General features: G+C 63.5%; 9 protein-coding genes and 1 pseudogene. 2 read left to right on the top strand and 8 right to left on the bottom strand.

The window, feature by feature from the left end:
• Positions 1-44: 44 nt before the first annotated feature.
• The 5 genes from ACFSKT_RS10235 to ACFSKT_RS10255 form a co-directional block, all read right to left on the bottom strand.
• Positions 45-13,019 (bottom strand): SDR family NAD(P)-dependent oxidoreductase, encoded by a 12,975-nt coding sequence (locus ACFSKT_RS10235; RefSeq protein WP_377722636.1) that lies wholly within the window; start codon positions 13,017-13,019, stop codon positions 45-47.
• A 27-nt stretch (positions 13,020-13,046) separates the two neighbouring features.
• Positions 13,047-15,404, bottom strand: a complete 2,358-nt coding sequence (fabD, locus tag ACFSKT_RS10240; RefSeq protein ID WP_377722637.1) for an ACP S-malonyltransferase — start codon at positions 15,402-15,404, stop codon at positions 13,047-13,049.
• Positions 15,405-15,430: 26 nt separating this feature from the next.
• Positions 15,431-16,129: a 4'-phosphopantetheinyl transferase family protein gene (locus tag ACFSKT_RS10245; RefSeq protein ID WP_377722638.1), complete on the bottom strand. Its 699-nt coding sequence runs from the start codon at positions 16,127-16,129 to the stop codon at positions 15,431-15,433.
• A 453-nt stretch (positions 16,130-16,582) separates the two neighbouring features.
• Complete coding sequence (locus ACFSKT_RS10250) at positions 16,583-17,734, bottom strand: FAD-dependent monooxygenase (protein ID WP_377722639.1); 1,152 nt, start codon at positions 17,732-17,734, stop codon at positions 16,583-16,585.
• Positions 17,735-17,751: 17 nt separating this feature from the next.
• Positions 17,752-18,852 (bottom strand): metallophosphoesterase, encoded by a 1,101-nt coding sequence (locus ACFSKT_RS10255; RefSeq protein ID WP_377722640.1) that lies wholly within the window; start codon positions 18,850-18,852, stop codon positions 17,752-17,754.
• A gap of 213 nt (positions 18,853-19,065) precedes the next feature.
• Between ACFSKT_RS10255 and modA the strand changes: the two are divergent.
• A pseudogene (gene modA / locus ACFSKT_RS10260) lies at positions 19,066-19,769 on the top strand (molybdate ABC transporter substrate-binding protein).
• Positions 19,770-19,795: 26 nt separating this feature from the next.
• On the top strand, positions 19,796-20,464 hold the full coding sequence (gene modB / locus ACFSKT_RS10265) for a molybdate ABC transporter permease subunit (RefSeq protein ID WP_377722641.1): 669 nt from the start codon (positions 19,796-19,798) through the stop codon (positions 20,462-20,464).
• A gap of 159 nt (positions 20,465-20,623) precedes the next feature.
• Here modB and ACFSKT_RS10270 read toward each other — a convergent pair whose 3' ends face one another.
• The 3 genes from ACFSKT_RS10270 to ACFSKT_RS10280 form a co-directional block, all read right to left on the bottom strand.
• On the bottom strand, positions 20,624-21,592 hold the full coding sequence (locus ACFSKT_RS10270; RefSeq protein ID WP_377722642.1) for a proline dehydrogenase family protein: 969 nt from the start codon (positions 21,590-21,592) through the stop codon (positions 20,624-20,626).
• Between the two features lie 75 nt (positions 21,593-21,667).
• Positions 21,668-22,474 carry a helix-turn-helix transcriptional regulator gene (locus ACFSKT_RS10275; protein WP_377722643.1) on the bottom strand — a complete coding sequence of 269 codons (807 nt, stop codon included), beginning with the start codon at positions 22,472-22,474 and terminating at the stop codon, positions 21,668-21,670.
• Positions 22,475-22,578: 104 nt separating this feature from the next.
• Positions 22,579-24,210, bottom strand: a complete 1,632-nt coding sequence (locus ACFSKT_RS10280; RefSeq protein WP_377722644.1) for an extracellular solute-binding protein — start codon at positions 24,208-24,210, stop codon at positions 22,579-22,581.
• Positions 24,211-24,212: the final 2 nt, after the last annotated feature.

Raw genomic sequence — 24,212 nt, forward strand, 5'->3', positions numbered from 1 at the left:
TTCTTCATAAATCCGCAAGCCGCCCGCGAAAGGCGCCCCTTCGTTTAGAGACCATGACGTTCGCCAAGCGCGGCCGCCGCCTCCCGAAGGGTCAGCCGAACGTCTTCCGGCAGCGCGGTCAACCGAGCGCCAAGCTCCTCGCTCAACCTGCCGAGCAGCTGTACCCATGCGACGGGATCGATCCCCTGCTCCGCGAGCGAAGCGTCGGCATCCATGGCCGAGCGATCGACACCCATGCCAGCCGCCGCAAGCTCCAGAATTGCTGCTTCCAGCTGCGCGGCGGCGCGGCTGTCTGCGAGTACCGCCTTCGGCTGGACCAGATCGCCAAGCCGCGCGCTGCCCGCTCTTCGGCGCATGGCCTCCATGCGCGAAGCTCCCGCTGCCGGGTTGAACGACAATCGTGTTCGCCGGTCGATCAGCTCGAACTTGAAACGCGAATTGCATTTCATGAACGCCGCTTGAACGAAGGGCCCGCTCAACAGAGCTTCCAGCGCCCGCATGCCTTCCTCCGGTGTTACGGACGCAAGGCCGGACTGGGCCAACCGATCGCGGTAAATGTCCGAGGCGACAATACCGACCGTGCCCCAATACCCCCAGTTCATGACTTTCACCGGGCATGGCCACTCGCGGCCGAGCGCCCGGGCGAACATATCCTTGAACAGGCAGCCCGCGACGTAATTGCTCTGGCCTGCCGCGCGCATGAACGAGTTGACCGAGGAGAAGAACAGGACGAAATCGAGCGTATCCCGGCCGAAGACTTGCGCCAGCCGCACGCTGACGTCGATCTTCGCGGCAAGCGAAGCGCGGAAACGATCCTCCTCCATCCGCATGAGCCCTTGATCGAGCATCACGATCGCCGAATGGACGATGCCGTTGATCGCGCCGAAACGCTGGCGGATGATCGCACGGGCGTCCTCCAGCGCAGCGCGGTCGGACGCATCGGCACTGACATAGAACGGCGCCGGTCCGAATCGGGACAGCTCCCGGATTCGGCCGCGGATCGCTTCATCCTCTTCTCTGCGCCCGATCCAAGCGATCTGCGCCCGATAGCGGCGGATCATATATTCGGTCCACGCTTCGCCGATTCCGCCTGCCCCGCCAATGACCACGTAGACGCCGCCATGGCGATAGGCGCTGCCCGCCGGCTGAGCGGCCGGGGATTCCTGCGGAATCAATCGCTGCCGATACCACTGATTGCCCCGTCTTGCAAAGCACCCTTGGCCGCCCGCCGAAGCCGGGATAGCGTCTAGATCGGGAACCGCGCCGCCCTCGAGATCGAGCGAGACGACCTTCCAGAACGGGTACTCCTTCGCCATGACGCCGGCTAATCCGTGAATGCCCGCGTGATGCGGCGCCGCCTGCTCGTCCGGCCGGACCTGCTGCGACTGCCAGGTCAACCATATCCAAGCCAGCTCCTTCGTGCCGTAGCCGAGCTCCAGCATCGCCTTGACGACTCGGAAGGCGGCAAGCGTCCCTTCCTCCTGCGCATCGATCAACCGTTCGTCGGACGCCGTGCCGAATTGCTCCTCCGGTGCCGCCCAGAGTACGCGGCCGATCGAACCCAGTCCAGCCAGCTTGTCGACCAGCTGCTCAACGGATGCGCGCGGTTCGACGTTCAACAGGATCGCATCGGCATAACGACGACGCACGGCCAAGCGAACCGACTCGTTCCCGCCGATCATGACGGTCCGTCCGGGTGCTTCCGACGCGACTGTTACCGTTGCCTCGACCGTCTCCCAGACGGGAATCAGCGTTAACGCCTCCGCGTCCTGGTTCGGATCCGCATCGTGCTGCGCCGAAGCAAGCTCGGTCCCGGACGCCGCCAAAGGTTCAGGCGGCGTCCGGACGGATGAAGGCTCCGTCCCATACGCCGCGGAGCCGGCTGCCGCGTGTCCCGCATCCGACGATGCCACAGGGGCATCCCCGCGCCAGATCGGATACAGCTGTCCGCCGAACGGATACGTCGGCAGGCTCATCCTGCGCGGCCTCGCGCCTTCGTAGAGCAGGCTCCAATCGACGGCGAACCCGCGCGCCCACAGCGCGGCAAGCTTGCGGCTGTTCCGGCTGCCCGCGAGCGACCGGACGACGTCGCCGAGCGCCTCCTCGTCCTGGAGCAGCGCGAGCAGCTCTTTGTTCTGCTTCACTTGGCCGCGGTGAACGTGCTGACGCTCGCCTGCCAAATAACCGCGAAGCAGACCGTCCAGCTCGGATACGCTTCCGACGACGCAAGCCAGCCGTTCCTCCATCGGCTCGCGGCCGACCTGGAGCGTGTAGGCGGCATCCCGAAGGTTCGCATCCGAAATTTTGCCCTGCCGGATGGCCTCGAGCAGACGCCCGGCCAGCTCCAGCAGCTGTCCTTCGCTTCTCGCCGAAAGGGGAATCACATAACGATCCGCGGGGAGTCCATATCCGGCGCTGCCGGTTTCTTCCTGCGCGTATTCGCTTATTACGACGTGGGCGTTCGCGCCGCCCGCTCCGAACGAGGAGATGCCCGCGATGCGGACGCCTCGCCCTCGCAGACCCGGCGCTCCGACTTCCGGTCGATGCCACGCCGCCAGCTCGCGCTGTACCCGGAACGGCGTCGACGGGAAATCAATGTCCGGGTTAAGCGTCGCGCTGTGCAAGGACGGCGCCAGCTGGCCGTGTTTCATTTGGAGCAGCACCTTCGTCAGCCCGGCAATGCCGGCCGCGCTCTCCCCATGGCCGATATTGGTCTTAACGGAACCAAGCGCGCAGTACTGCGTCTTGTCCGTATGCTGCCGGAACGCCAGCGTAAGTCCCCTTACCTCGATCGGATCGCCGAGCGCTGTGCCCGTGCCATGGGCTTCGATGTACGACACCTCGTCGGCCTTGACGCCCGCCGTCTCCAAGGCGCCCTCGATTACTTTGGCATGCGCCGCCGGATTCGGTACCGTGTAGCCGTTCGTTCGACCGCCTGCATTGATCATGCTGCCTTTGACGACGCCGTAGACATGGTCGCCGTCGGCGATGGCGCGAGCGAGCGGCTTCAGCAGGACGGCGCCGACGCCTTCGCCGTCGACGAACCCGTCCGCCCCGTCCCCGAACGCCCTGCATTCGGGTCCTTCCGACAGCATCGTGAACTCGGACAGCACGACCAGATGGTCCGGCTTGATAATGAGATTCACCCCGCCGGCGATCGCGCAATCGCTTGATCCGCTGCGCAGGCTGTCGCACGCCAGATGCAAGGCCGTAAGCGATGACGAGCAGGCCGTATCGACCGCGAGGCTAGGTCCCTTCAGATCGAAGGCGTACGAGACCCGGTTCGCGACGGAATAGTTGCGGCTGCCCCGGCCGGACGCCCCATGCGTGACCCCGACGAATACGCCTACTTTGCCGTTCGCTCCCATAGACGATGGGGCATATCCGGCATCCTCCAGGCATTCGTAGGCCACCTCGAGGAACGCCCGTTCATGCGGATCCATCTCGGCCGCTTCCGCCGGGGAAATCTGGAACAACAGCGAATCGAACCGTTCCAGGCCATCGATGAAGCCGGCCCATTTCGTATAAGCGACGCCTTTTCGCCCTTTGCCCGGCGCGTAATGCGCCCGCCAATCCCAACGATCCGCCGGGACCTCCGCGATCGCGCTGCGCCCTTCGCTTAGCAGCTTCCAGAACTCGTCCGCGTTCGCCGCGCCCGGGTACCGGCCGGCCAAGCCGACGATCGCGATCTCGTCCTCGTAAGCGAAGGCTTTGGAAGCACGCGCCGCAGCATTAGGAGCGGCAGACAGGAAGCGGTTCTTGGCAGGCGCGCTGTTAGGCGTAGTCTTCGGCTCGAGCGATCTGCTTGCCGGAGTATGATCGATTGCCTCGCCAGCTCCGTTGCCCACGGCTGCCGTTGTCTGGACGGCCGAAGCCGCCGGCGCGGCCGCCAGCCCGAAGTGCGCCCGCAGCGTCTCGGCTCTGGTCTGGACGAAATGGTCGGACAGCTCGTGGATCGTCCGATGCTCGAACAGCAGCGTTTTGCCGACATGGCCGAACGCTTTCTCCAATTTGTTGCTCACTTGCACGATCAGGATCGAATCGATGCCGTACCGTTCCATCGGCTCGGACGGATCGATTTTGCCGGCGGGCAGGCGCACCGCCTCGGCGACAATCTGCACGATGTACGCGCTGCAGCGCTCCTTCAGCAGCCGGTCCGCAGCCGCGTCGGGCTGCACGGCAGGCGGTACGGCCGCGATATTCCGCTCCGCGGACATCGCCGGTTCTGCCGCAAGTTCGGGTCTCGGATTCGGTTGCTCGATAGCAGCCTCATCCCCGATAACGCCGTCGCTCTCCGCCCAAATAATCTGCTGGCCGCCCCGATCGTTCGCGGCATAACGGACGTTCCGATAGCCTTGGTCCGTTAGCGCGCGCGTCCATTGTTCGGCCGAGAGGCATGGCGAGCCCGGCAGTCGGACATCCTCCTCCTCGTACAGCCACCAGCCGTCCAACAAGCCGAACGTGACATGGGCGAATACCGATTTCTCCGTCAGCTCGTTCAGGACGAGGAGCCCGCCCTTCTTGAGCGCGCTCTTGCAATGGCGCAGCGTCCGGCGAACGTTGCGCGTCGCGTGCAGGACGTTCGTGGCCAGCACGAGATCGTATTCCCCGCAGTCCAGCGCTTGTTCCTCGAACCGCTGCTCCGCGTTCAAGATCCGGTAAGTCAAATAGGGGTTCGCCGCGCCGTATTCCCGTTCGGCATGAATCAAGAACGCCCGGGACAAATCCGTGTAGCAGTACTCCTTCACCCGCGCCCCGTAACGCTGCAGCCGGCGAAGCACCTCGGCGCTCGTGCCGCCGGTGCCTGCCCCCACTTCCAAAATCCGGACGGCCGGCTTGCCGGCCTCTACGCTGCGCTGCACGTACGCTTCCACTACATCCGCCACGACCGCGTTATAATAATCGGCCGGCGCATTATGCTTGTAGATGCCTTCGACCAGCTCCATCGATCCGCCCGGGAATAAAATCTCGGTCGGCTTCACCGCTCCGGCCAGAATGTCCGGCAGCGCCTGGAGCGTCGACTCGGCCAGTCTCACGCGCGCAGCCAAATCCGGATCGGCCAGCCAGCGCGTCTTGTGCGTGCGCCACTGTTCCCACAGCGCGGCGTTATCCGGCCGGTCCTGCCGCGAAGGCACATACGAGTCGCCGGCCGAGACAAGGTAACCGGCGCGCGCCAGCACGGCCAAGCTCTCCCGCATCCATTTATCATACGGCGCCCGAAGCGCGGATGTCTTCTCCAACAATCGCGCAGGCGTCAGTCCCGGCTCGAAAAATCCGGCCGCGTGCAGCTGTCCCCACAGCAGGCCGGCAAAGGTCTGCTCCGTCTCGGCGAGCGTCGCCAAGCTGGCTTCGTCCCACGGGACGCCGCGCGCAGGCGCTGCAAGAAGCGCTTCGCCTTCGACGGCCGCGCCCGCTTTCTGCATGCCCGTACGACTGCCGTCCGCCGCTTTCATGAACACCAGCTCCCTTACGTATACCAGCATACGGCCCTGCTCGTCGCATAACGCGACGTCGAACAGGTCAATCGCGCCCTCGGCCAGCCGGACATGGGCCCAAGCAACTTCCGCCGTGCCCCCGAATACTTCGATCGCCGCCGCCGTGAACGGCAGGAACGGGTGAGGCTCCTTGTCCAGCTTCTCGGCCAGCAGACCGACGCACGCTTGGATGGCGGTGTCCATCATGCCCGGATGAAGGATGAAGCCCTCTTCCGTGCCGGATACCGTCTCTTGGCGCAGCGTTAGCTTAGCGATCGCTTCCTTGTCGCCTACGTAGAGCATGTCGATCCCGCGGAAAGTCGGTCCGTATTGCAAGGCAGAGGCGTCGAACAGCTTGTAGCAGGCTTCTGCGTTCATGGTCCGGACTGTGCAGCGGCGCAGCATCTCGTTCACGTCGATTGCATCCGGCCGGACGCGGCGGTCCAACTCGCCCGCGACGGCGATCGCCTGGGCATGAAGCACTTCTTCGCCATCCGCGGCGATGCTGAACATGTCGCACGCAATTCTTCCTTCATCTCCGGGCTGCAGCCGGATATGAAGCTCGCGCGGGCCGCCATCGACGTAGAACGGACGAATCCATACCGCGTCCTCGAGACGTGCCGTACGCGATTGCGAAGCCAGCGACGAAGCCGCGCGGGCCATCTCCAGATAGGCGACGCCAGGGAGCAGCTTCCGGCCGTCCACGCGATGGTCGCGGAGGTAGAACTCCCCGCCATCGAACGCGGTGCTGTAGCGCTGCTCCGCGAAGGTGGACGTATTCCGGCGAACAAGGGGATGAAGCGCGCCGCTCAGACTGCCGGCGCGTCCGGCGCCCCCCATCATGCCGCTCGGCTGCGGATCGACCCAGCAGCGCTCCCGCGCGAACGGATATGTCGGCAGCGGAATGCGACTCGGACGGCGATCCGCTTCATACAGCCGCGTCCAGTCCGTCTCTGTACCGCGTACCCACGATGCGGCAAGCAGCTCCAAGTCGGCCGGCTCATACGTCATCCCTTCGGCTTCCGGCTGCCGCTGCGCGGCACGCCTCGCGCTTCCCCGGAAGACGCCTTCCGCCTGTCCTTCCAAATAGCCGGATAGCCGCGCCGCAAGCTCCGAGACGGAACCGGCGACGATCGCCAGCCGCTCTTCCATCGCTTCGCGCCCCGTCTGCAGCGTATAAGCGGCATCGGCCAGCCGGTCTTCCGGCAAACTGCCCAGCGCGGCAAGCAGCCGCTCCGCTTGTTCGCGCAGCCGGTCTTCCTCCTTGGCCGAGAGCACGAAGATGCCGGGCCGCGCCGGTGTAATGCGGGCGACGTCCGTGTGCCTGCGGCTGCGGGGGACGTATTCCTCCAGCACCAGGTGGGCGTTCGCCCCGCCGAAGCCGAAGCTGCTGATGCCGGCGCGGCGCGGGATCGGATTCCCGTCGCGATCCGTCAGCGCGGTCCACTCCTCCGTCTGCCGCACGATATAGAACGGGCTGCCTTCCAGCTGAATATAAGGGTTGATCGTATCGCAATGCAGACTCTTGACCCGCTTCTTATGCTTCATCTGCAGCAGCACCTTGACGACGCCCGCCACGCCGGCCGCCAGCTCCAGATGGCCGACGTTGCTCTTGACCGAGCCTAACCCGCATGTCGGACTTGCTTCCGCCGTGCCGCCATGCTGCGCATACAGCTCGCGGAACGCCGATTTCAGCCCGTTGATCTCGATCGGGTCGCCCAGCTCGGTTCCCGTGCCGTGCGTCTCGATATAGGTCACTGTCCGCGGGTCGATGCCCGATTGCGCGTAAGCGGCCACGAGCAGATCGGCCTGCGCTCTCGGATTCGGCGCGGTCAGCGAGCTGGCGCGGCCGCCGTGGTTGACGGCGGCGCTCCGGATGACCGCATACACATGATCGCCGTCACGCTCCGCCGCGCTCAGCTTCTTCAGGACGAGCATCGCCGCCCCTTCGCTGCGCACGTAACCATCGGCCTTGGCCGAGAACGTCTTGCAGCGGCCGTCCGGGCTCAGCATGCCCGCCTTAATGAAGCTCTCGTAGTAGTCCGGCGAGATCAGCGTATTCACGCCGCCGGCCAGCGCCAGGTCTGAGGCGCCGCTCCGGATGGCTTGCACCGCGCGGTAGATCGCGACGAGCGAGCTCGAGCAGGCGGTCTCGACCGGCTCGCTCGGGCCGTGGATGTTCAGGAAATAACTCAACCGGTTCGGACCGACCGAAGCCATCGTGCCGGACGCGTAGTGGCCGTCGATCGGATGACCCGACTTCGCGATCAGCTCGTTATACCCGTTGCTCATCATGCCGGCGAATACCGCCGTATTGCCGCCGGAGAGCGAGCGGGGATTGCAGCCCGCGTCCTCGAGCGCCTTCCACGCGTGCATCAGCAGCAGGCGCTGCTGCGGATCCATGAGCTCCGCCTCCTTCGGCGAGATGCCGAAGAACAGCGGGTCGAATCGGTCGATGTCTTCGACGAAGCCGCCCCAACGCACCGCGTTCCCGCTGGCTTCCTCCGAATCGCCGCTCTGCCTGAACCACGTCTGCCGATCGCGCGGCAGCTCGCCGATGCAATCTTTCCCTTCCAGCAGATTGCGCCAGAACTCGTCGACATCCCGAGCCTGAGGGAAGACGCCGCTCATGCCTACGATGGCGACAAGCTCCTCTTCCGAGCTTGTCCGTTCCGCCCGTTCGGATATTCCCGCCCGAGCCAGCCCCGATTCCGTCTTGGCAGCGTCCGATTCCGAGCGGAGCGGCACGCTCTCGCCCGCATGGAAGCTCGCCTGCTCTTCAAGCGGCGGGGTAACCACCGTGATCCGGCGCGCATCCTCCGACAGTCGACGAGATAGCGAGTCTCCGCCCTGATCCGCGAGATAGGACGCCAGCCGGCCCAACGTCGAGTAAGTGAAGAAATCGGCAGGGGTTAGTCCGAACGCATAGAAGCCGTTCAATTGTCTGGAAAGCTGTAAATATAAAATCGAGTCAAAGCCGTACTCTCCCAGCTCCGTGTCACCGCCCAGCATCGACCGTTCCGCGTTCAGCAGCTCCGCCGCCGTATCGAGCAGCAGATCCAGCACTCGCGCCTCAAGCGTTCTCTCCTTCTCTGCCGGGGAGAAAGTCGAGACGTTCAGCGCTTCCCTATTACCGCCGCTATGACCGCCCTTCTGACCGGCCAGCTCGTCCCGACGGCCGGCTCGTTCTTCCTCCCGAGCCTGCTGCGCCGTCCGAATCGCCTTCGGCAGCCAGTATCGCTCTCTCGCGAACGGATAAGCCGGCAGGCGCACGCTGCGCCAGGCGACGCCTTCAAACAGCGGCCCCATCACCGCGCGGACTTCGCAGCCGGCTTCGTACAAATCGGCCAGCCTGCTGATGCCCCGCGCGTAATCATCCGCCCCTAAGTCACCGGCAGCCAGCTCCGCGGCAAGCGCGCGTCCTTCTTGCTCCGGCTCCGGCGTCCAACCTTCCTGCCCATTGGCCTGCCCATAAGCCGCTCCCGTGCCGGCTTCCTGCTCCAACAGGCGGAGAAGCTCCTCCAGATTGGCCGCCACGTACGCCTTGCGCGCTTGAAAATGCTCCCGTCCCATCGCCAGCGCCGAACTGACCTGCTCCGGGGTCCATCGTCCGGCTTCGCGCCGCAGCCAGCCGCCAAGGTCGCGTATTCGGCGCGCCAACGCCTCCGGCGTTTTGGCCGACAGCGCGAACAGATAGGCGGGCCGATTCATGCCCGGCAACACGGATGCCTCCGGCTGCTCCCGAAGCACGACATGCGCGTTCGTGCCGCCCGAGCCGAAGCTGCTGACGCCTGCGTAACGCAGCCGTCCGCCGCCCGCTAACTCCCACTCCCGCGCACGGTCGAGGACGTAGAACGGACTGCCGGCCAAATCAATCTCCCGATTCAATCGGTTGAAATGCACGTTCGCGGGCAGCGTGCGGTGGCGGATCGCCAGCACCGTCTTGAGCAGGCCGGCCATTCCCGCCGCCGCTTCCAGATGCCCGATGTTCGTCTTGATCGAGCCGAGGCCGCAATAAGGCGTCGCGATCGGATTCTTCGATTCGTCCGTGAACGCTTCGGTTAACCCGCTCACTTCGATCGGGTCGCCGAGCGGGGTTCCCGTGCCGTGGGCTTCCACGTATCCGATCCTCTCCGGCGGCACCCCGGCATCGCGCAGCGCATCCTTGACCAGTGCCGCCTGCTGCGACGGATTCGGCACCGTCAGGCCGCTTGCATGACCGCCGTGGTTCACGGCCGTCCCTTCCAGCACGGCCAGAATCGAATCGCCGTCCGCCAGCGCGCGTTCAATCGGCTTGAGCAGCAGCATCGCCGCGCCCTCTCCGCGAACGTAACCGTCCGCCCCTTGGTCGAACGTGCGGCACGCCCCTTCCTTGGACAGCATGCCTGCCTTATAGTAGGAGACCGTATTGGACGGGTCGCACATGAGATGGACCGCGCCGACCAGCGCTTGGTCGCAATCGCCGCGCCGAATGGCGCGCACCGCCTCGTGGACGGCAACGAGCGAGCTTGAGCACGCGGTATCGATTAACAGGCTCGGTCCGAGCAGGTCGTAATAATACGAGATGCGGTTCGGAAGCATCGACATGGCGCTGCCCAAGCCGAAGCGGGCATCCACCTCCTCTGCCGAACGGCCGAGCAGCAAATGATAATCCGAGCCGCTGGCGCCGATGTAGACGCCGGTGCGCGAGCCGGCGAGCGAGCTCGGCGGATACCCTGCATGCTCGAGACATTCCCAGCTCAGCTCCATGAGCATCCGCTGCTGCGGGTCCGTCCACTCCGCCGTGCTCGCCGGCATGCGGAAGAACGCAGGATCGAACTCGTCGATACGATCCAAATAGCCGCCGCGATCGATGCCCTCGTGCTCGCCCGAAGGGTCGATCGACGTAGGCCAGCGCCACCGGTCCGACATCGCGGATACCGCGTCTCGTCCTTCGAGCAGCAGCTCCCACAGGGATTCCAAATCGCGAACGCCCCCCGGCAGCCGGCAAGCCGCTCCGACGAGCACGATGCCGCCTTCAGCGACAGCCTCGGCCGCTGCCGCGTTTCCTTTGGCATGCGGCTCGACCTGCTCCGCTTCCTGCCGAGGCGCCTCCGTCTCCGCCTCTTGCACGGCGGCATGCTCGCTCAGATACTTCGCCATTTTGTCGACCGTGCCGTGCTTGAAGAAGAACGTCGTGCCGAGCGTCACGCCGTATTTGGCGTTAATATGCTCGCTTAATTCCAGCAGATCGGCCGAATCCAGCCCCATGTCCATGAGCGGGACATGCGGCTCGCAGCTATCGGGGTCGCTCAACATGAGCTTGATCGTCGCCTCCAGAAACCGGCGATACGGCTGCGTGTCCCTCGTCTTGGCCGCTTGTCCGCCAAGCACCTTATCCGGCTGCTCCGCGTTCGCCGAATGCGCGCGCTCGTACCGCCGCCGCGCGCGAAGATCGTAGCGCACCAGCACGCCATTCCCTTCGTTCGCCGCGTCCAGCGGCCGGTAGCCGGGCACGATTCCGACGATCCGGGCGCCGTGCATCTCGTGAAACCGGAGCGTGGCGTCCTTCGGCAGTCCGAGCTGGTTGCGCGCCTGTACATACTGCGGGTAGGCAAGCTCCGATTGTTTGGCGTAATCCCTGCACCGGGAGACACCGGCTGCTTCGCCGACGCCGCTCGTCACCGAGGCCAGCTGCAGCGCGAATTCAAGCAGCTGGTCGCCGATGCCTTCGTTCTGCGCTTCCGGCAGCACTTGAATGCCCAGCAGCTGCACGACGCTTCCGCCGGGCCGATGCAGCGACTCCACATCGTCGATGCGCGCGCGAAGCAGCTGGTCCGCGCTCGCGATCCGCTGGCTGTAGATTGATCCGACGATCCGCCCTTCCTTCGCGACGACCAGCTGCCCCATTGGATAGCGGGCGATTCTGGCGGCTAGCGTGTCCCTGGAGGCGCGAATGGACGAATCCCAGCATTGCCGCTCCAGCTCCTCGAGCGCGTCCAGATCCGCCGGCGACGCGGTGCGGACGCTGTAGCCGCGCGGCTCGAAGCCGTTCAGCGTAATGCGCGCAAAATTAAGCGTCTTCGGATATTTGCGCCCGTATTTCTCGTGCGGGAACAAGCCCGCGGCCGCGGCGGCCAGCAGGAATTGATCGGCCTCGACGAGCAGCTGCTGCGAGAACCGGTGGAACGCGTCGAAATGGAAGCTTTCGCTCTTGCTGATTTGCCCTCGCAGCGCGGTTGGCTTTAAATTATGGACCTCCAAGACAAGAAGACCATGCTCCGATACGACGTCCGCCCATTTGCGCAAATGCTCGGTCAAGCTTCGGAACGCCTCACCAGCCGGGATTTCACGCCCGTCCGCCGCGACGAATATCCCTTCGTCCACGCCGTGCGCGGCTGCCCCGTCTCCCTCGGCAGGCGGCAAATAGATCCGATCATGATCAAGGAAGGAGCGCACGTGGAGAATACGCTCCGGCTGGTCGACGCCCAGCGCCGCCAAATCCTTCATTAGCTTCGCCGGATTGCCGATGTCTCCGGTCAGGGTCAGCGGGTTCAGTCCTCGCAACGTCTCCCGCGTCGCCTCCAGCGCCTTCTCGTTGTAGTCGATGCCGATCAGCCGCAGCGGATAGCGGTCCAAATGCCGGCCCCGCACCGACTTGGCGCAGATCATCTCGTGCAGCCGGTACAGCAGCGTGCCGTCGCCGCACCCCATATCTGCGATATAGTCCGGCTGTTCGTCGAGCGGCTCCCGGTCGAAGATCGCCAGGACGGCCGCTTCCAGGTCCGCGAAATATTTCTCGTGCTGAAAACCGCTGCCGGTGACGTTCAGCGTCCGGTCGATGTGCGCCTCGTGCCCGTCATCGCCGCGTCGAAACACCGCCTCGCAATCGCCGAAGAGGACCTGATTCATTTGCCGCAGCATGGGCTTATAGGAATAAAGGATGGCGGTGTTATACATGCGGTCGATCAGAAAAAATCCCAGCTCGGTCAGCTCGTCGCCCTGCGGCTTGCGCGTCAGCCAGCCCTTGGCCAGAAGCAATCCGACTACCTCGTCCCGGACGCGGCCGGACAGCCCCGCGAGCAGCGCTTTCGGGTCGGAGGCGCGTCGGCTGTCCAGATCGGCCCGGCCTTTGAGCTGCGTGATCAGAGGAACGAACAGCATTCCATCCAGAAATTCGGCGAGCAGCGGGTCGTCGATTCCCCAGCCTGCCGCGGCGCGCGATGCCCAGTTGGCCAAAGTTAGCGAGGAATCCTCGCCTTCAACATACGCGCGCATCGGGAAATCGAGCAGCTCGGTCATATCCGCGGGAATAAGCCGCTGTCGCGCAAGCTCATCCGTGCCTGCATAACGGTCTTGGTCGTCCCGTTCCACCCACCCGAGCGATTCAAGCATCGCGAGGGCTGTCCGCAAATGGCCGCCGTTGGCGCCAAGCCGCTGCGCGAGCGAGGCGAATGGAACCGGCTGCCCGGCGCCCAGCAGCTCGAATAAGCCGTGCTGCCTGCAGGCCAGCAGGACCGGGACGGCGATCAGGCCGTTCGCGTAATTGTGCAAAATACTTAACAATCGGTTTCCCTCCCATTCGATCTCTATCTATAGGCCGGTCATCGCGGCGAAACGCCGGTTCAGGTATGCTGCCGCTTCTCGCATGAGCAGTAGTCCCAGCTCGTCGACATGCCGGCTTCTCCATCCTTCGAATTCGGTTCCCCGCACCCACTGATTGAACGCGCCGAGCGCGGGACCGCAGAAAATTTGATAGTCCGTCCGCCAGTCCGGATCGCCGCTCAGCGCTCTGTCCGCGGATTCGTCCAAATACCATTTGAAGACGAGCGCCATCTTTGCCTTCGGATCGCGTTCCGCCCTTGCCGTCTCCTCCCGCGTCGCCGATGTTTTGGCAGCCTCGTACGCTTCATTGAAGCTTCGTTTCAAATATTTCGACTGTATCGCCTCGCGCGTCTTGTCGTCGATCGACTCGAACGACTCGTGTTTGTCGTAGAGCTTGGCCAGCTTATCCGCCCGATAGGGGAAAAACGTGCCGCGCCCGGCAACCTGCACCTTCGCGCCGTTCTCGAAGCCCGAAGCCGACGGCGCGTAAGCCATATCCTGCACCTGCGCGCGCGCCAGCAGCTCCTTGACGGCATCGCTCGCGGCCGCTTCCGCCGTGCACTGGTTGATCGAACCCGTCGCGATGAAGTCCGCGCCGAGCATGAACGCCGCCGCGGCCGATTCGGGTGTGCCGATGCCGCCGCCCGCTCCGACGCGGATCCGCCGCGCGTAACCGTGTCGCCTCGTCAGCTCGTCCCTTAGCCGCGCGATCGCCGGGAGCAGCACGGCCGTCGCGCCCTGGTCCGTATGGCCGCCGGAATCCGACAACGCGACCACATCGTCCGCGACGGGCAGACTTCGCAGTCCTTCCGCTTCGCCTGGTGTGATAAGCCCTTCGCGCAGCAGCTCCTGCACGAGCATCTCCGGCGCCGGACTCATGAACGCCTCGGCGACCTCGGGTCTTGTGACTTTGGCGATAATCCTGTGGTTATTCGTCCAGCGTCCTTGTTCATCCCGAAGCAAGCCCTTCGCCTTATACCAGACCAAGGCGCGGGTGACGGTCAAGAACGACGACGCTTCGACTACGCTAACGCCCCGCTTCGCGTACAATCGGACGAGCGCTTCCTCCGCCGCGGGATCTCCAGGCCGGTGAAGCACATTAAATCCATATGGCTCGTCTTTCCCAAGTCCGGATTGAATGTCCGCGATCGCTTGTTCAATCGCGCTCACACTAAGCCCGCCTGCGCCGAAAATACCGAGCATCCCGGCACGTCCGCATTGGACGACGAACGAAGCGGAGGAGATTCCTTTGTACATGGCGCCCGCCATATAGGCGTACTTCAAGCGATAGTCCGCTTTGAAGCTCGCATCTCCCAGCGATTCGGCCGAAATGAGGGCGGCGCTCGCGCTGCCAGATGGCGATACCCGCGCTAGTTCCGCACCAGGCGTGTTTTCGACCCTGTGATCTTCGAGTCGGCTTGCGGCCGTCTCCATTCGCGCCGCGATCACCGGGTTATCCGCGCGTGCAGCATCGGTCGCCGGCGGCCGATTCGCCTCGAAGTCCTGTCTGATCGCCCGCACGAGCTTCGTCAGCACGTTCCCCGGCCCTACCTCTTCCATGACCGTCTCGCCGCCTTGCGCGAGCAGATAGCGGACGGAATCCGTCCATCGGACCGGGCTCGTCATCTGATTGACAAGTCCAGCCTTGATCTGCTCCGCTTCGTATGGCCGCGCCTCCACGTTCGAGATCACCGTTATCGACGGCTCGCGGAACGCCAACGGGTGCATGAACCGTTCGAAGCTCTCCCTCGCTTCCTTCATGTACCGGGAATGGAACGGTCCGCTCACGTTCAAAGGAATGTACATGCTCGCGCCAGCCGACTCGAACACGGACTGCGCACGAGCGATCTTGGCCTTCGGGCCCGCGATAACGGTCTGCGTCGGCGAATTATAATTCGCGACGTCGATTCCCTCGAGATCCCCGCTCTCCAATACATCGCGCACGCCTTCGCCCGGAAGGCCGATCACGGCAGCCATGGCCCCTTCCGGCGCCTCAGCCATCAGCGCGCCCCTGCGCTGCACGAGCCGAAGCCCCGTGCCGAAGTCGAATGCCCCTGCCGCGAACAAGGCCGAATATTCGCCCAAGCTGTGTCCCGCGGCGAAGTCGGGCAGCCGCCCCGCCGTCTCGATCCGGCTTAGATAGGTCAACGCGTTCACAACGTACAGCGCGGGCTGCGTGTAAGCCGTATTCGCCAATAGCCCGCGCGGATCGCGCAGGCACAGCTCTTCGATGGAATAGCCCAAGATCTCGTCAGCCTCTTCGGTCAACGCCCTGAAACGCCCGAACAATTCGCCGCCCATCCCTCTATGCTGCGAGCCTTGCCCGGGAAACAAATATACGAGCATGCTTCTCATCTCCCCATAACGCCTTATTAACAAGAGGACTCCCCGTCCCGGTCCATCCATCCGGGTTCCAGCAATCGATACAGGTCCGGCGGCTCATGCTCGTAGTTGACCGGCAGCACGACGGACATCGCCGTCTCCCGGAACAGCCAGGAGAAGGCCCGGTATTGCGGGAAATTCGCGAATCCCGCGACGAGCCAGCGTCCGGTCCTCTCCACGCGGTCGATCTCGTAGACGGACAACGGCGTGGTCAGGCCGGTCCGCAAACATTTGGACAACGACTCCTTCGCCGTCCACAGCAAAGTCGCGGCCTCCTGGAACGAAAGTCCCGCCGCCGTCGTCCGTTCAAGCTCGCCTGGCGTCAAATACGATCTCACGAGCTCCGCTCGTTCCTCGCTCAACATTTCCTCGATATCGATCCCCGCCGGGATGGATTCGGGAAAAGCCAGACATGCCGCAAGCCGGTCGGTATGCGCAATGCTCACCTGCCGGTTGGCAAGCTCAGGATGAATGAGAACGGGCTGCCCGAACATGCCCGGCCTGATCAGCATGCGCGCGAGCGGGATGTTCGACGCGACGCAGCCCGCGGCCAGCTTGGCGGCGTGCCTGCCGAGCAGATACGCCGTCTTCCGTTTGTCGGCCTTCAATTGGTCCCAATACCGCCGCTCTTCCGGATGCAAGCTTGCCAGCAGCGGTCCGGCCGCCGGCCAAGCTCCCGCCTTGGACAAGCAGATTCCGACGGCATTCTCGTCGCCGAACGAGAACAGACGGGTATTAGGCGGGTTATTGTCAATCGATGCGATTGCGTCTCACCTCTTGTCTATGCTCCCGGTTCCATATATCCGCTCTATGATTAGTCAAACAGGTCTATCGATTTAAGCCGAAATGCCTTCCTGCCAAGATCTTCTTCCCAATTGAACCAATTATAACGTAACGATAGAAGAGCATCTATCCAGAAAGATGCGGGTCTGGTTATATACGGAAGCCGGTGCGTCGATATGGCGCAAATTTTCTCTTTTTGGTTATCTCCCATATATTCGCAGTTCGAACGGTTTTTCCTTTTTTCGACAGTAAACAAGCTGACCGGCACGCCGATGCCGGCGCTTCGCGTCCTGCGACGCAGCCGGAAACGACAAAGAACCGTTCTTGGGCCGCGGCCTAAGAACGGTTCTTCCGTCTCTCTATTCTTCCACGTTCATGCCATACAAGAATTCGAACTGGGCTGCGTTCGCGGATGCGGGCGCCCGTCGAAGCAGCGCGTCGCGCAGCGGAATGAGCCATTCATGCTGCAGCTGCGCTACCATCCCCACCCTGCGGGATAGCGTGATTATTTTCCCGGCCCGTTCAACTCGCGTCTGTTCGTAGGCGGCTAAGGCGGCCCGGACATCCGGCGTTCGACGGCGAAAGGCCGCGGCCAACGCGACCGCGTCTTCGATCGCCTGACTCGCGCCCTGCCCCAAATTCGGCGTCGTCGCATGGGCGGCATCGCCGAGGAGCGCAATGCGGCCGAAAGCGAAACGGGAGATCGGTTTCATATCCACGATATCGTTATGGATGAGCGCCTCTGGGCTAGCGCGCTCGATCAGCTGCGGAATCGGAGCATGATAGCGGCCGAACATGCGGGCAAGATCCGATGGCTGCAAAGCCGCCATGACCGGATCGCGCGGACCGGCCTTGACGCAGGCGAACCAATACACGCTGCCGCCCGGAAGCGGCACGATACCGAATCTTCCCGCCGGCCCCCACGTCTCCGTCGCCACGGCTCGGTCCAAGGGTAGACCGTCGCCGGGAACGACGGCCCGCCAGCACGTATACCCCGCATAACGGGGGAGCGACTTCGGCAGCAGCTTGCGTCGGAAGGCCGAATTCACCCCGTCCGCGGCTACGACCGCATCTGCCGCGACGGTGGTCCCGTCGGCGAAGGCGACGTCCACACGCTGCTCCGTTTGCGAGAAATCGACGGCGCGCTTCCCCGTGACGAGCGCGTCTTCGGCCAGCTCGCCGCGCAGCGCCCGGTGCAGCGCCGCCCGATGAATGGACGCGTTGTCGTTGCCGAACCGTTCGCGGATAACCGCCGAATTCACCTCGCTGAGCATCTGGCCGCGATGCGCCAATATACGAAGCTCACGCAGCAGGTTCGCGGACTGCATGACCCGCTCGCTTAATCCGAGCTTATCGAGCGCTTGCCAAGCGTTAGGCGCGACGGTAAGCCCTGCGCCGAGCGCCTCCACCCGCTCCGCCCCTTCGTACACGACCGCCTCGAAGCCCTTGCGCCGCAAAGCGATCGCCGCGCATAAGCCTCCGATTCCTCCGCCAACGACTACGATCCGCATCTAAACGCCTCCGCTTCTTATTCGAACTGTACGCGAATGCTCGCGATTTCCGACCGCGTCCCGATCCGGATGGGCGGTCCCCAGAAGCCAAAGCCGCTCGTGACGATGGAATGCAGCTGCTCCTTCTTCACGTAGCCCCAATCGTTCTCGTAGATCGCATCGGTAATCAGATTGCCGGGGAATACCTGCCCGCGATGCGTATGGCCCGATACCATGAGACCGATGCCTGCCTCTTGCGCCATATCCAGCTCATATGGCTGATGCTCGAGCAGGATGACGGGCTTCGTCATGTCGACGCCTTCCATCAGCTCGGACAGCGGCTTCCGTTCGTGGTCGCTGCGATCCTTACGCCCGATCAGCGTAAGCTGTCCCTCGACGACCGCGGTCTCGTCATAGAGCACTTCGATGCCGCTGGCCTCGAGCGTCCTGATCAGCTCCTCCATCGTGCCGTCGTGCTTGTCGTGATTGCCGAGCGTGGCGTAGACGCCATAAGGCGCCTGCAGGCCGGCCAAAATATCGCCGATCTTCTGATCGATGAACGGCCGGATGTCATCATCGAACAAATCGCCGGGCAGCAAAATCAGGTCCGGCTTGAGCTGGTTCATTTCATCCACCAACCGCCGCGCGTGATCCTTCCCCGACAACAAGCCGAAATGCGTATCCGCCGCCATCCCGATGTGCAGCTTCTCTAACGAGGAAGCTCCTTTCTTCATCTGAACGTCGTACGTCCGCACGACGGGGCTATAAGCGTTATAAGAACCGTAAGCCAAAAAACCCAACAGCAGCGCCAGCGTGACGAAACCGGCCCAGACTTGCGTCCCCCGTCTCGGCAGCCGGGTCAGCCGCAGCGCGATGACGGTCAAATGCGCGAGCGGCACGAGGAGGAGCAGTAAATAGAATACCGCCATCCAATAAGCGCCGATGATCCCCAGTATGCGCGCTTCCGAGATCCGGCCCACGATAAGGGAGCTCGCGGCCAGCGCGACGACGGCGCCGTACAACAATTTGAACCGGCGGCTCGACGCGCCGGGACGCATCCAGCGGAAGCCGCGCCAGCCAATATAATAGACCAGCCCGCCGTACAACAGCAGGGCGATGATGCCGATGACGATAAACATGCGCATTCTCCTGACGTTCGAATTTTAGCTCGCTACCGACCATTTTACACGAACAAGGGGGCGAGTAGACAGGCATGCTCTGACGGTTATGTGAAATGCGCAACGACACCATCTAATTATATCTATTTATATTTAATTATAACTAAACACTACTAAATGTTGCAGGATTATGTTACCATGATGGACATATTCAACCGGGGGGGCGTTATCCGAATGCGAACCAAATGGCTTGCTTCGCTTGCGGCTGTGCTGGCCTTCGCAGCTCTAACCGCGCAGGCCGTGCCGGCCGGCGCCGCGAAATCGAAGAAAACCGAGCTGCTCATCTCTGCGGCGGTCAGCCTGAAAGACAGTCTTAGCGATATCGAGAAGCAGTACGAGAAGACGCACACGAATATCGACTTGAGCTTCAACTTCGGTTCCTCCGGCACGCTGCAGAAGCAGATTGAGCAAGGCGCCCCTGTGGACCTGTTCTTCTCGGCGGGCCGCAAGCAGATGGACGCGCTAAAAAAAGAGAAGCTGATCGAGAGCAACTAACCGGCAAATCAATTAAGAAAATAGCGATCGGCCAGCCCGAGACGGTACCTGCCGGCCAATACGCGAAGGAGACGCTGACGGCTCGCAAAGCATGGGATGCGCTGCAAGACAAGCTGGTGTATGCCAAAGACGTCCGCCAAGTGCTAAACTATGTGGAGACCGGCAACGCGGACGCCGGCTTTGTCTACCGGACAGACGCACTAATGTCGAAGAAGGTACGCATCGCGGTCAACGTCGACCCCCGCGTACACGCGCCGATCGTCTACCCGGCGGGCATCGTGAAGGAGACGGAGCATCCCGAGGAAGCCAGAGCGTTCCTCGCGTATCTGCAGACGGAGGAAGCCGCCGCCATCTTCGCGCAATACGGATTTATAACGGACTAATTCTTCATAGACGGGACTGAAACGGCTTGGACTGGAACACCTTCTTCGAACCCATCGCGCTGTCGATCCAAATCTCGATCGCGGCAAGCATCGCGGTCTTCTTCTTCGCGCTGGCCGCCGCTTGGCGGATGGCCCGAGCCCGCTTCGCCGGCAAGAGCTTGGTGGAGACGCTGCTGCTGCTGCCGCTCGTGCTGCCGCCGACGGTCGTCGGTCTGATCTTGCTCGCCGCGCTCGGCCGGCGCAGCTGGATCGGCCAGGCGTACGAGTCGTTGTTCGGCGGCCCGATCATCTTCACGTGGGGAGCCGCCGCGATCGCGGCCGTCGTCGTCGCCTTCCCGCTCGCGTACCGGGCGATGAAGACGGGCTTCGAGAGCGTCGACGGCGACCTCGAGGACTCGGCCCGGGCGATGGGCGCGACCGAATGGCAGGTGTTCCGCTACATTTCGGTCCCGCTCGCCGGACGCGCTTTGACGTCGGCGTATATCCTCGGCTTCTGCCGCGGACTCGGGGAGTTCGGCGCTACGCTTATGATCGCCGGCAGCATCCCCGGCAAGACGCAAACGATTCCGACCGCGATCTACGTGGCGGCGGACGGCGGCAGCATGACGATGGCCTGGGCGTGGTCCGGCGCGATGCTAATGCTGTCGTTCCTCATGCTGCTGCTCTCGAACCGGATCGTTCGGGAGCGCGACTAAACAAAGGGCGAGCCCCGCCGATCGGCGGGGCTCGCCCTTTGTCGTTCATTCGCGGTCAATATTCATCGCACATGATTCATCGATGCGGCAGCCAGGAATGCCGACCGCCTTTCGTGCCGCCGCACGAGGCAAGCCCCCGACGTGCCGCCGACCTTCCGCTCACTCATATTCCGACAGCGGGTCGGCAGCCGTACCTCCGGCGATATCCGCGATCGCGCGGTACAAGTTCGGCGGGAACTCCGCGATGCGGTGACAGAGGTACAAATACCACTCATCGCCGTACGTAATATAGACGCGCACCGGATAGCCGATTGCCTTTAACCGGCCGGCCAGATCGGGGCGGATGCCGTACAGCAGCTCGAACTCGAGCCCTTGGCCTATCCAGCCGCGCGCGGCGACCGCTTCGATGAGCGTCTCGTCGTGCGTCGCGACCGAAACGCGCCGTCCTTGAGCAAGCGCGGCCTCGACAAGCGACAAGTACCGCTCGTTCAACGCTTCCGATCGGCCGATTGCCGCTTCCTCCGGTTCCCGGTAGGCGCCCTTGACGATGCGCACGGGACCGCCTATCCCTTCCAGACCCGCCAAGTCGCCGGGCGTCCGGTTCAAGTAGGCCTGCAGCGTGATGCCGATGCCCGGCTCCTCTGCGGCCGCTCGCTTATAGACGGCCAGAATGCGGTCCGTCTTGGCGGATTCCTCCATGCTGACGAATAGCTCGATGCCGGTTCCCCGCGCTCGCCGGGCTAACCCCAGCAGCTGCGCGACCGCCAGCTCGTCGTCCGCCGCCAAGCCGATATGCGACAGGTCGAACGAGACGCGCGCCGCCATGCCGAGCCGCCACAGCTCGCCGACGAGCGCCGCCAGCTCCTCCGCCGCCGCTTCGCAGGCTTCGGCGTCCTGCGTATTCTCGCCGATATATTCGAGCGAGATCGCATATTCTTGCCCTAGCAGCCTTCGACCGGCTTCGATGCCGTCCTCGCGCGAGTCCCCGGCCACATAGCGCGCGGCCGCGCGCCGCAGCAGCCCGTTCAACGCGGGCGTCCGCTCGACTTGCGCTTTCAGATCCTGCCTTCGCGCAATCGACTTCAACGCATCCGCCGCCTGACATTCCCACTCTATAATTCGATTCATGGCAACCACTCCTTCGCTTCTATACCTCTTCAAGGTACAAGAACAAAGGATCGCCGTATTGTACGAAATTGCGCTCTAGCGGGAAACCGCGTATTTCCCCGGCGTGGCCCCGACGATCCTGGCGAACTCGCGCGAGAAGTGGCTTTGGTCGTAGAAGCCCGTCTCGGCCGCGATATCCGCGATCGGACGCCGCTTCGCCAGCTCCGCCTTGGCATGATTAATCCGCAGCAAGTTCTGATACGCGTGCGGCGGCAAATGACACTCCCGCTTGAATAACCGAATGAGGTGAAACCGGCTGATGCCCGTCGCCTCCTCAAGCTGCGCCAGCGTGACGCGGTCCATGTAATGCGTCTGCAAGTAATCCCTCACCCGCTCCGCATGCTTACGCTCTCCGAGCTGACGGCGCGCATGCCCGCGGTCGCCGAGGCCGTGACCGGATAACGTCTGAACCAGCCCGATCAACGCCGTCTCCGCCTCAAGAGGCGTGCCCTTGCCGGATATGGCGTCCATCGCCGCCCGAATCATCGCCGCGCATGCCGCATTCTTCCCGTCACCCGGCAAGTACGGCATGTCGAGCCGATCCGCCTCGCCGCACTCCGACAGCTTCATCCACTCCGGGCGGATAAACAGCATGCTGTAGGCCCAATCCGACTCCGATTCGGGCTGGCAGGCATGCAGCATAAGCGGCGGAAAGCTGATGACCCGCCCCTTCTCGACCTGATGCACGTCCCCGTCGCACCAGGCGCGGGTTCGCCCCGAATCGATCAGGCCGATCGAATGCTCCTCGTGAAAATGTTTCCGGTAAGCCAAATCGCCGCGCGTGCAGCGCTTGCCTTCCAGGAACGGCAGCGCCTCGTCGCGGTAAAATGCAACCTCCGCCATGCGAAAGCCCTCCCTTGCCGTTAGCGGTTTGGAGCCTGCGCCTCGGCAGGCATCCTTCCACAACACTCTTTCGATCTATATGCCCTTATCTCCTGCTTGACTGCTTACTCCGTCTGCTTATACCGATCCAGCGCCTGCTGGTGAATCTCGATCGCTCGGCCGATGTTCAGGGCATGCAGCTCTTGTACATAAGCGTCGAACTTCTCCAGCGGCTCGATCCCGAGAATGATCTTCAGCGAAAAATCGTCCACGAGCGCCGACGCCTCCTGCATGATCGCCGCCAGTTCGGCGCTCTCCTTCTCCGTCTTCGGCGAGGCGGGCAGCGCATGCTCCGCCGCGTCGGTGCGCGCCCACACCCGGATCGCCTCCTGCTGCTCCGGCATCGCGTAATACTGCTCCATGTACCGGACGTCCTGCACGAACGGGCCGAAATAACTCGCCCGCGTGTACAACGCCAGCGCCTGCGAAGGGGCTAACCCGTCGGGATTACGCAGAATCAGATCCGTGTATCTCGGATAGCCGTCCCTCATCTCGTACGTTACACCCTCGGTTCCGAAATTGAACAGCATATGCCCTTCCGGTCCGTAGCCGTAATCGAGCAGCCGCACGGCCGCTTCGGCGTTCTTGCTCGTCGCCGCGATCGCGACGCCGCCGCTTGCGCCGACGGACGGCGCCCGCTGGCCGAATTTCGGCCGCTCCCCCTTGCGCAGCACCGGATACGGCGCGGCGACCAGCTTGGCGTTCGGCTCCTGCTGCCGCAGCGAAGGCAGCCAGGTGCCGATGCCCGCGCCGGCATTCCATATGCTGGCCCCGCTGCGCCCCGTCTGCATGCTGACATCCTGCGTGACGGAATCGACGGCGGCGAAATTCCGGTCGATCAGCCCTTCGGCATACCAATCGCGGAAGAGCGCGAGGAACGCCTTGTACCCCTGCTCCAGCGGCCCGTAATTCACCTGGCCATTGTCGACGTAGAATCCTTTCTTGACGCCGAACGCGCCGACGAAACCGCCGTTCTCGATGCCGTTCAGCGGATTGGGCACGCCGAGGAAGGTCAGCGGCGCCTCCACGCCTTTCCGCTCCTTGAACGCCCGGAGCGCCTCATGCCAGTCATCGATCGTCTCCGGCACGGGCAACCCCAGCTCATGGAGCCAGTCTTGGCGGATAATCGGGCCTTGGTAGATGCGAAGCCGCTCGTCCCGCTGCACGAACGGGAAGGCGTAATAGCTGCCGTCCGCCGTCCGGATCTGCTTGTCGATGTCGGGATGCTCGGCCAGATAGCGGCGCAAATTCGGGGCGTAACGCTCAATCAGGTCGTTCAACCGCAAAATATGTCCATCCCGGATCGCCTTCTCCGGCCCGCCGGGGTAGTTGATCCACTCGTGTTCGATCATGTCCGGCAGCTGGCCCGAGGCGAGCAGCACGTTGATCGCCTCCTTCGATTGATTGCCGGGCGGCCGGAGGAACGAAATCTCGACGCCGGTCTGCTTCTGCCATTCCTGAAAGAACGGCACGTCCCTGAAGTCGGACCGGATGCCGGCCGCGTTGCCGTTCATCTCCGCCCAATATGTCAGCGCCGCGCCTCCCTCTCCGCCCGCCTCGGCTGCTTGATCCCCGCCTACCAAGGCAGCGCCCGGGTCCGTTGCGGCTCCGCCGGCGCAGGATGTCAGCAGCAGCAAGGACAGACATGCCGCCGCCAGCGGCAAGCCGAACGCAATCTTCCATCTGATCCCCCGCATAG

The sequence above is a fragment of the Paenibacillus xanthanilyticus genome, from assembly GCF_042682185.1.
Taxonomy (GTDB): Bacteria; Bacillota; Bacilli; order Paenibacillales; family Paenibacillaceae; genus Paenibacillus_Z; species Paenibacillus_Z xanthanilyticus.